Source organism: Methylobacterium sp. D48H (genome assembly GCF_053345715.1).
Genome location: NZ_JBKFAP010000076.1, coordinates 1 through 834, shown reverse-complemented (window position 1 = coordinate 834; position 834 = coordinate 1). Strand labels below are relative to the sequence as shown.

The following is an 834-nucleotide window of genomic DNA, read 5'->3' as shown; positions in this document are numbered from 1 at the left end:
GAGGCGTACCCAGCGTTTACCAACGATGGGATCGACGAGCTGAAGGAGCGGATCGCCGCCCATACGGCAGAAAGTGATCTGCTCCCGAGGAAACCGTAGCTCCCGCGTCCTTCGCCGGATGGATACGCTTCGACGCGCGTGATGCAGGTGGCACAGACCGCGAACCCGGGGCGGCGCGGTGCTCGGACTCCCCTCCCCTCGCGGAGGGCAGGCCCGGTCGCGGAGCGTGTCCGCGCCACGAGCGCTTCAATGCGACAGACAGCCATAAACGCAGAACCCGCCGCGCTGTTAAGCGCGGCGGGTTCTGTGTGTCGGATTTGGTTGCGGGGACAGGATTTGAACCTGTGACCTTCAGGTTATGAGCCTGACGAGCTACCGGGCTGCTCCACCCCGCGCCAAGTCTGTGCGGCTGATCCGGGTCGACGCGGGCTCTGTGTGAGCGTGCGCCGTGTCCGGGGGCCGGATCGGTGTTCGTGGTGAGGGAAGGTGTGTGTATTGCGATGGGCAGGTCTGGCAGCGACCGACTCTCCCGTGTCTTGAGACACAGTACCATAGGCGCTGGCGTGTTTAACGGCCGAGTTCGAGATGGGATCGGGTTCTGGGCACGCCGCTCAGGCCACCAGACCGGCACATCGCAACTTTTTTGGCACTCGGCGGCGCAGGGTGCTGCGACGGCGAGTGTTTCGTTCGGCAAGCAGGCAGCGTCATCGCTGCGGGTCTTCTTGTTTCGTGTGTCTCTGGCTTCGCCAGCCTTTTCGGCTGCCGAACCAGTCCGGACACGGATCACGAGAGCGATCAAGCCAATCGGGCGATTAGTACCGGTCGGCTCAACGC

1 tRNA gene and 1 rRNA gene are annotated in these 834 nt (G+C 64.0%); both read right to left on the bottom strand.

The window, feature by feature from the left end:
* Nucleotides 1–318 precede the first annotated feature (318 nt).
* Nucleotides 319–395, bottom strand: a tRNA-Met gene (locus ACLBX8_RS31535).
* A gap of 113 nt (nt 396–508) precedes the next feature.
* Nucleotides 509–624, bottom strand: a 5S ribosomal RNA gene (gene rrf, locus ACLBX8_RS31530).
* Nucleotides 625–834: the final 210 nt, after the last annotated feature.